Raw genomic sequence first — 6492 nt, 5'->3', positions numbered from 1 at the left:
GCCGCCGGATCGGACCGGCAGGCGGCGTCGAGCGCGGCGCGATGGAGGATGAACAGCTCCGGCCGGACGCGCGCGGCGGCGCGGATCGCGTCGCATCGGGCCGCGATTGCCGCGTGATCAAGGGCGCAGACCGCGCCGCAGGCGTCGAAGATATGCGCGTAGCTGCCGGCGAGACGCTGCGCGATGCGGGCGTAGAGGTCGCGCCCGTGCCGCGCGTCCGGCAGGAAGCCGCCCGCCATCCGCCGCCCGCCTTTCGTCGCGTTCAGGCGACGATGCGGCGCGTCCCGACCCGCTTGACGCCCACCTTGGCACCCACCTTGGCGCCAAGCTTGTGGCCGGACGCGATCGGGGTGGCGCCGTGCGACGAGCCGGACGGCGCGTCCGTCGGCGTCGTCTCGTCGAGGCCGCCGAGTATCCGCTCGGGGTCGAGCTTGACGGCAATCTTCGCAACCGGTTGAGTGCTCATGCGTCACGCTCCCTCGTTGCCAAAGCTTTACGATAGGCACAGCCGTTTCGTCCATGCTCTTTTTCGTGCAGACCGCGTCGCATGCCTATACCGTCGCGGCTCTCGACGGCGTCGCTACCGCCCTCAGCTACGACGCGCTGTTCGCGGCGGCGACGGTGCCGGCGGGCACGTATGTCTTCACCGACATCGAGCGGCTGACCGCGCATGAACGCGCGCTCGCGGCCGCCGCGTACCGGGTGATCGGCACGGCCGCGGGCTGCCGCGTCCTCAACGATCCGGCGCGGGTGCGCGGCCGCTATCCGCTGCTGCGCGCGTTGCATCGCGACGGCACCCACGGCTTCGACATCCACCGCGCCGACGACGCGCCCCGCCCTGCCCGCTTTCCCGTGTTCCTCAAGCAGGAGGCGGCGCACGCGCCGGCGCTGTCGGGGCTGCTGGAGAACCAGCATGCGCTGGAACGCGCGCTCGCCGAGTTGGAGGCGGCGGGACAGCCGCTCGACGGCGTCCTCGTCATCGGCTACGCGGCGGAGCCGGTGCGCCCCGGGATCTGGCGCCGCCATACCGGCTTTCGCATCGGCGACGCGGTGCTGCTGGACATGCCGGTGACCGAGGCGACATGGTGCGTCAAGGCCGGCACGGTCGGGCTCGCGGACGCGGCGATGTACCGCGAGGACGACGCGATGATCCGCGCCAACCATCACGCGCGCGCCCTGCGCCACGCCTTCGCCACGGCGCGGATTGAGTACGGACGTGCCGATTTCGGCCTCGTCGGCGGCCGGCCGCAATTCTATGAGATCAACACCAACCCGCATCTGCCCGTGCCGGAAGAGCCGCACCCGGACGCGACGCGCCAGGCGACGCAGGACTTCGCCGGCGCGCGGCTGTTTGCCGCGATCGCGGCGCTCGACACCGCGCCAGGGAACGGGCCAGCGGACGCGCCGCCGGTCGCGCTCGATCACGCGCTGCTGGCGGCGCAGCGCGCGAACGGCGTCGGCGTCATGGCGTGGCGTCCCTGACGGACGCGGCTATCCGCCGCGCTTGCGGTCGCCGTTGCGGCGCAACAGGAACTCGCGGCCGACCTTGACGATGGCGTGGCCGTCGTAATCGACGATGTCGGCGGTGGCGTAGGTCTCCGACCACGCATCGGGGATGAAGCTGCCGGTGCCAACAAGGTCGATGGGCGCGCGCGCGTCGGCCATGACGCGGCAGCGGTCCACGCCGAAGCCGGACGAGACGGTGATGCGCACCGCCGGATACCCGGCCTCGTCCAGCGCCTCGCGCATGCGCCAGATGGCGGCGGCGGAGACGCCGGTGCCGACGAGGTAACGCAGCTCGGTCTCGCTGCGGTAGCGGCGGATCGCACCCGGCGCGTGACGTTCGAGCACGGCATAGCTCTCCGCCGGGTCGAGCCCCTCGAGGAAGCGGCCGCCATGGGTGTCGAGCCGGACGGACAGCCGCCCCTCCGTCGCGAGCGCCGGGAAGCGGGCGCAGACGGCGAGGCAGTCGGTGATCTCGCGTCCGAAATAGTCGGTGAGCACCGTCAGCGGCTCGTCGGGGAACGTCTCCACGTACATCTCGGCGGCGCGGACGGTGGAGCCGGCATAGCCGATCAGCGCGTGCGGCATCGTGCCGTAGCCGTGCGCGGCGCCGAACCAGTGCGCGGTCTCGTCGTTGGCGTTGCCGATGAAGCCGCGCGCCCCCTCGGCCTGCGCGGCGCGGCTGCCGACCGAGGCGGCATAGGCCATCATGTCCTGCATCTCCGCCCCGGCGCAGTGCCGCGCCTCCATCGCCAGGAAGGCGACATTCGGCAGGGCGAGCGACATCTGATAGGCGTTGTGCGCGGCGACGCAGGGCGCGCCGAGCTTCTGCAGGGCGATCGTCTCGAGGTCCGCCAGATGGGCGAAGCTGCCGCTGACATAGACCAGCGGCTCGCCGGCGCCGACCCAGGCGCCTTCCGGGTGGGTGACGTCGATGTCGAACGCGGTCGCGCGGGCGGCGGCGACCTGCGTCAGCCAGTCGATCATCAGCCGGGGGGCGGAGATCACCGGCCGGCGCAGGAACATCGCATAGGTCACCCGCACGTCGCCGAAGCGGCTGACGATCGTGCGGGTGCGGTTGAAGTAGACGTCGGTCCGGGCCGCGATGTCCGCGTCGCGCGTCGGGTTCGCCGGCCCCATGACGTGCGTCCGCTACTGCGCGGCGACGGCGGGCAGCGCGCGCGGGGTGCGCCGCGCCTTGAGTTCCGCCGCCAGCAGGAACGCGAGTTCGAGCGACTGCTCGGCGTTCAGCCGCGGGTCGCAGAACGTCTCGTAGCGGGCGCCGAGATCGGCCTCGGTCAGCCGGTGCGCGCCGCCGATGCATTCGGTGACGTTCTGGCCGGTCATCTCCACGTGCACGCCGCCCGCGACCGTGCCCTCGGCGGCGTGGACGTCGAAGAAGTCGCGCACCTCCGACAGGATGGCGTCGAAGCTGCGGGTCTTCACCTTGGCGACGGTGGAGATGGTGTTGCCGTGCATGGCATCGCACAGCCACAGCGCGTGGCGCCCGGCCCGGCGCGTGGCGCGCACGAGCGCCGGCAGGCGCTGCGCGACCTTGTCCGCGCCCATGCGGCTGATGAGCGTCAGGCGCCCCGGCTCGTCCTCGGGGTCGAGGATGTCGATCAGGCGCAGCAGGTCGTCCGGGTCCATCGTCGGCCCGACCTTCAGCCCGATCGGGTTGCGCACGCCGCGCAGGAACTCGACATGCGCGCCGTCGATCTGGCGGGTGCGCTCGCCGATCCACAGGAAATGCGCCGAACAGGCGTACCAGTCGCCGGTGGTGGAATCGATGCGCGTCAGCGCCTGTTCATAGGGCAGCAGCAACGCCTCGTGGCTGACGTAGAAATCGGTCTCGCGCAGGTCGCGGGTGGTGATGCTGGTCATCCCGCAGGCGTTCATGAAGGCGAGCGTCTCGTCGATCCGGTCGGCGATGTCGCGGTAGCGGTCGGCGAGCGGCGAGCGTTCGACGAAGCCGAGATTCCAGCGATGCACCTCGTTGAGATCGGCATAGCCGCCCGAGGCGAAGGCGCGCAGGAGGTTGAGCGTGCCGGCCGACTGGAAATAGCCCTGTTCCATGCGGCGCGGGTCCGGCACCCGCGCCTCCGGCGTGAAATCGGCGCCGTTGACGATGTCGCCGCGATAGCTGGGCAGCGTCTCGCCGCCGATCGTCTCGGTGTCCGAGGAGCGCGGCTTGGCGAACTGTCCCGCCATGCGGCCGAGCTTCACCACCGGCAGGCTGGCGCCGAAGGTCAGCACCACGGCCATTTGCAGCAGCACGCGGAAGGTGTCGCGGATGACGTTGGCGGTGAAGTCGCCGAAGCTTTCGGCGCAGTCGCCGCCCTGCAGGACGAAGGCGCGCCCGGCCGCCGCCTCGGCCAGGGCCGCGCGCAGGCGGCGGGCCTCGCCGGCGAACACCAGCGGGGGATAGGCGTGCAGCTTCGCCTCGACGGCGGCAAGGCGGTCGGGGTCGGGGTAGGCGGGAACCTGCCGGATCGGGTGGGTGCGCCAGCTTTCCGGGCGCCAGCCGTCACGCCGGGCGGCGTGGGTCGGGGGCGTGTGGGCATGTCCCGGATGGGCGGTGGGCGTGGTCATCGGCCGGTCCTCTGCTGCGGGGCACCGCCCCGGACCGACACTTATCCCCCGAAGCGGTGCGGCAGGCTAGACGCGGCGCGGCGGCCCAGACGTGTGCCAGGGGATGCCCGCCCGGCGTGGCAGCCGGTGGAGCAGCCGGCGGGGCAGTGGGCGCCCCGCCGGCCGCGGCCGGGCGCCTCAGCCGGCGGCGTGGTCGGATTCGGCGCTTTCGAACAGGAACCAGGCCCGGCGCTCGGTCTCGTCGATCCAGTTTTCCAGCAGGCTGGCGGTCGCGATGTCCTTGGCCTCGTCGCACATCTCGTGCGCCTCGCGCATCGCCTTGGCCATGGCGGTGTTGTCGCGGCGCAGCTCGGCCAGCATCTCGGCCGGGGCGACATAGGCGGCGTCGTTGTCCTTGATGCGCTGGAGCTTATGCACCTCGCCGGTGCCGTGCAGCGTCAGCCCGCCCAGCTTGCGCACCCGCTCCGCCAGCGGATCGGTCATGGCGAAGATCTGGTCGGACTGCTCGTCGAGCAGCAGGTGATAGTCGCGGAAATGCCGGCCGCTCATGTGCCAGTGGAAGTTCTTGGTCTTCATATAGAGGGCGAAGGTATCGGCGAGCAGCTTGTTCAGCTCGGCCACGACGCCGGCCACGGCATTGCCGCCGATGTCGATCGGGGTGGCGAGGGCCTTCGGCACGTCGGTCGTCTTGGCGTGGGCGGCCATGTTGGCGCTCCTGTCATGTCTAAACGGTCAAGGTTCTAAACGGTCAAGGTCGTAACGCGACAGGGCCGTCGGGTTTTCCCCGCCGGCATGCCCGCGCATCAGGGTCCCGCGGCGGGGTCGCGCATCAAGTCGGTGCCTCCGTGGCCCCGGCGCGGCGGGCGAGGAAGGCACCCTGCACCTTTTGCGGCTCGCCGCCGAGATAGGCCTGGACCTGGAACCGCTCGATCGCGCGGCACGCCTCGTCGAAACCGGGCTGCGTCGCCTCGCGGAAGCGCTGCTTGGTCAGGCGCAGGGCGGTGGGCGGCACGGCGGCGAGGCCGCGCGCCTCCTCCATCGCGCGGGGCAGCACCTCGGCGCGGGGCACCAGATGCGTGAGCAGCCCGACCTGATGGGCGCGGGTGCCGTCGATCAGCGCCCCGGTCAGGGACAGCATCTGGTTGACCCCGTGGGTGACGTGCAGGCTGAGCATCCAGGAGCCGACGATGCTGGCGAGGCCGGCGCGCACCTCCGGCTGGCCGATGCGGATGTCCGGATGGCCGATGCGCAGGTCGGCGCACAGGCCGATCTGCATCCCGGCGCCGGCGGCGAGCCCGTTGAAGGCGACGACGCAGCCCTTCGTCACGTCGCGCACGGCCTGGTACATGGCGCGCTGATGCGCGAGCCAAGCCGGGACGGCAGCGGGCGCGAGGGTCGCCGTCTCCGTCAGGTCCTGCCCGGCGCAGAAGGCGCGTTCGCCGGCCCCGGTGATGACGATGGCCGCGACCGCGGCATCGGCGTCGAGCGCGCCGAGTGTCGCGATCAGCGCGTCGCGCAGGGCGGCGTTGACGGCGTTCAGCCGCTCCGGCCGGCTGAGGGTGACGACGGCGATGCCGTCGTGGCGGGCGACGATGACGGGGCCGGCCTGGGGGGTCGCGGTGGCGGGGACGGTCATGGGAAATCGGTCTCCTGCTGCGGCTTGATCCTGCGGCCGGGGGGCCGGCACACTCAACCCATGGACACAGACACGCCCGCCCCGGGCGGGACGGCGCCGGCGCCTTTGCGGGTGGACCGTATCATCGGCAACCGGATGGACGCGGCGCTGGCCGGGCCGCTGCATCACCTCGCGCATCACGGCGCGATCGACCTATTGCATCTCGATGCCGGCGACCTGAAACGACGCCGGCTGCAGGCGGTGACCGCAAGCGGCCGGGTGGTGCAGATCGCCCTGCCGCGCAGCGAGACGCTGGCGGACGGCGCGGTGCTGGCGCTCGATGCGCGGGGCGCGGTGGTGGTGCGGGTGCGCACTCAATCGGCGCTGCGGCTCGCGCCGCGCGATGCCGCCGACGCGCTCGCGCTCGGCTATCACGCGGGCAACCTGCATTGGGCGGTGCGGTTCGACGGCGCGGTGCTGGTGGTGCCGCTGGATGCGCCGCCGGAGCTGTATCTCGCCCGGCTCGGCGATCTCGCGGCGCGGCTGGAGGTCGCGGTGGTGGACGCGTGATCGCGACCCTGGTCGCCCTGCAGCAGGCGGACGCGGCGTTCCCGAGCGGCAGCTTCGCCTTCTCCAACGGGATCGAGGGGCTGGCCGCGCTGGGGCAGCGTTTCGACCGGGCGAGCCTGACCGGCCTGTTCGACTGCGTGCTGCGCCGGCGCTGGGCGGGGTGCGAGCGGGTGGCGGTGGGGCGCGCGTGGACGCACGGCCCGGACCCGGAC

Annotated in this window: 9 protein-coding genes; 3 read left to right on the top strand and 6 right to left on the bottom strand. The window is 72.2% G+C overall.

All coding sequences use genetic code 11. From position 1 onward, the window contains the following. Together B8460_RS13085 and B8460_RS13080 are read right to left on the bottom strand one after the other, a co-directional pair. Positions 1-239 (bottom strand): hypothetical protein (locus tag B8460_RS13085; protein WP_048862047.1); only part of this gene is annotated, 239 nt, incomplete at its 3' end. A gap of 23 nt (positions 240-262) precedes the next feature. Further along, positions 263-466, bottom strand: coding sequence for a hypothetical protein (locus tag B8460_RS13080; protein WP_048862046.1), 204 nt, complete (start codon positions 464-466; stop codon positions 263-265). Between the two features lie 53 nt (positions 467-519). On the opposite strand from B8460_RS13080, the gene B8460_RS13075 reads away from it, so the two are divergent. Beyond that, positions 520-1482 (top strand): hypothetical protein, encoded by a 963-nt coding sequence (locus B8460_RS13075; RefSeq protein WP_048862045.1) that lies wholly within the window; start codon positions 520-522, stop codon positions 1480-1482. A 9-nt stretch (positions 1483-1491) separates the two neighbouring features. Here B8460_RS13075 and B8460_RS13070 read toward each other — a convergent pair whose 3' ends face one another. From B8460_RS13070 to B8460_RS13055, 4 genes are all read right to left on the bottom strand, one after another. Then, entirely contained in the window at positions 1492-2643 is a 1152-nt protein-coding gene (locus B8460_RS13070) for a beta/alpha barrel domain-containing protein (protein ID WP_048862044.1), read from the bottom strand. 12 nt (positions 2644-2655) lie between these two features. Then, positions 2656-4095 carry a class II 3-deoxy-7-phosphoheptulonate synthase gene (locus B8460_RS13065; protein WP_048862043.1) on the bottom strand — a complete coding sequence of 480 codons (1440 nt, stop codon included), beginning with the start codon at positions 4093-4095 and terminating at the stop codon, positions 2656-2658. A 177-nt stretch (positions 4096-4272) separates the two neighbouring features. Then, positions 4273-4800, bottom strand: a complete 528-nt coding sequence (locus B8460_RS13060) for a Dps family protein (protein WP_048862042.1) — start codon at positions 4798-4800, stop codon at positions 4273-4275. 124 nt (positions 4801-4924) lie between these two features. Next, entirely contained in the window at positions 4925-5731 is an 807-nt protein-coding gene (locus B8460_RS13055; RefSeq protein ID WP_048862041.1) for an enoyl-CoA hydratase/isomerase family protein, read from the bottom strand. Between the two features lie 60 nt (positions 5732-5791). Between B8460_RS13055 and ureE the strand changes: the two genes are divergently transcribed. Together ureE and B8460_RS13045 are read left to right on the top strand one after the other, a co-directional pair. Beyond that, positions 5792-6280, top strand: a complete 489-nt coding sequence (gene ureE, locus B8460_RS13050; RefSeq protein ID WP_199445643.1) for an urease accessory protein UreE — start codon at positions 5792-5794, stop codon at positions 6278-6280. Beyond that, on the top strand, positions 6277-6492 hold a 216-nt coding region (locus tag B8460_RS13045; RefSeq protein WP_048862040.1), incomplete at its 3' end, for an urease accessory UreF family protein. The genes ureE and B8460_RS13045, both read left to right, overlap by 4 nt.

Source organism: Acidisphaera rubrifaciens HS-AP3 (assembly GCF_000964365.1).
Taxonomy (GTDB): Bacteria; Pseudomonadota; Alphaproteobacteria; order Acetobacterales; family Acetobacteraceae; genus Acidisphaera; species Acidisphaera rubrifaciens.
Note: the sequence above shows the minus strand (reverse complement) of the source record. Positions and strands in the feature narration are given on the sequence as shown.

Excerpts from the sequence above, each read along its gene's own strand:
- B8460_RS13070 (WP_048862044.1), bottom strand. The coding sequence starts at position 2,643 with ATGGGGCCGGCGAACCCGACGCGCGACGCGGACATCGCGGCCCGGACC.
- B8460_RS13075 (WP_048862045.1), top strand. The coding sequence starts at position 520 with ATGCTCTTTTTCGTGCAGACCGCGTCGCATGCCTATACCGTCGCGGCT.
- B8460_RS13055 (WP_048862041.1), bottom strand. The coding sequence starts at position 5,731 with ATGACCGTCCCCGCCACCGCGACCCCCCAGGCCGGCCCCGTCATCGTC.
- ureE (WP_199445643.1), top strand. The coding sequence starts at position 5,792 with ATGGACACAGACACGCCCGCCCCGGGCGGGACGGCGCCGGCGCCTTTG.
- B8460_RS13065 (WP_048862043.1), bottom strand. The coding sequence starts at position 4,095 with ATGACCACGCCCACCGCCCATCCGGGACATGCCCACACGCCCCCGACC.
- B8460_RS13080 (WP_048862046.1), bottom strand. The coding sequence starts at position 466 with ATGAGCACTCAACCGGTTGCGAAGATTGCCGTCAAGCTCGACCCCGAG.
- B8460_RS13060 (WP_048862042.1), bottom strand. The coding sequence starts at position 4,800 with ATGGCCGCCCACGCCAAGACGACCGACGTGCCGAAGGCCCTCGCCACC.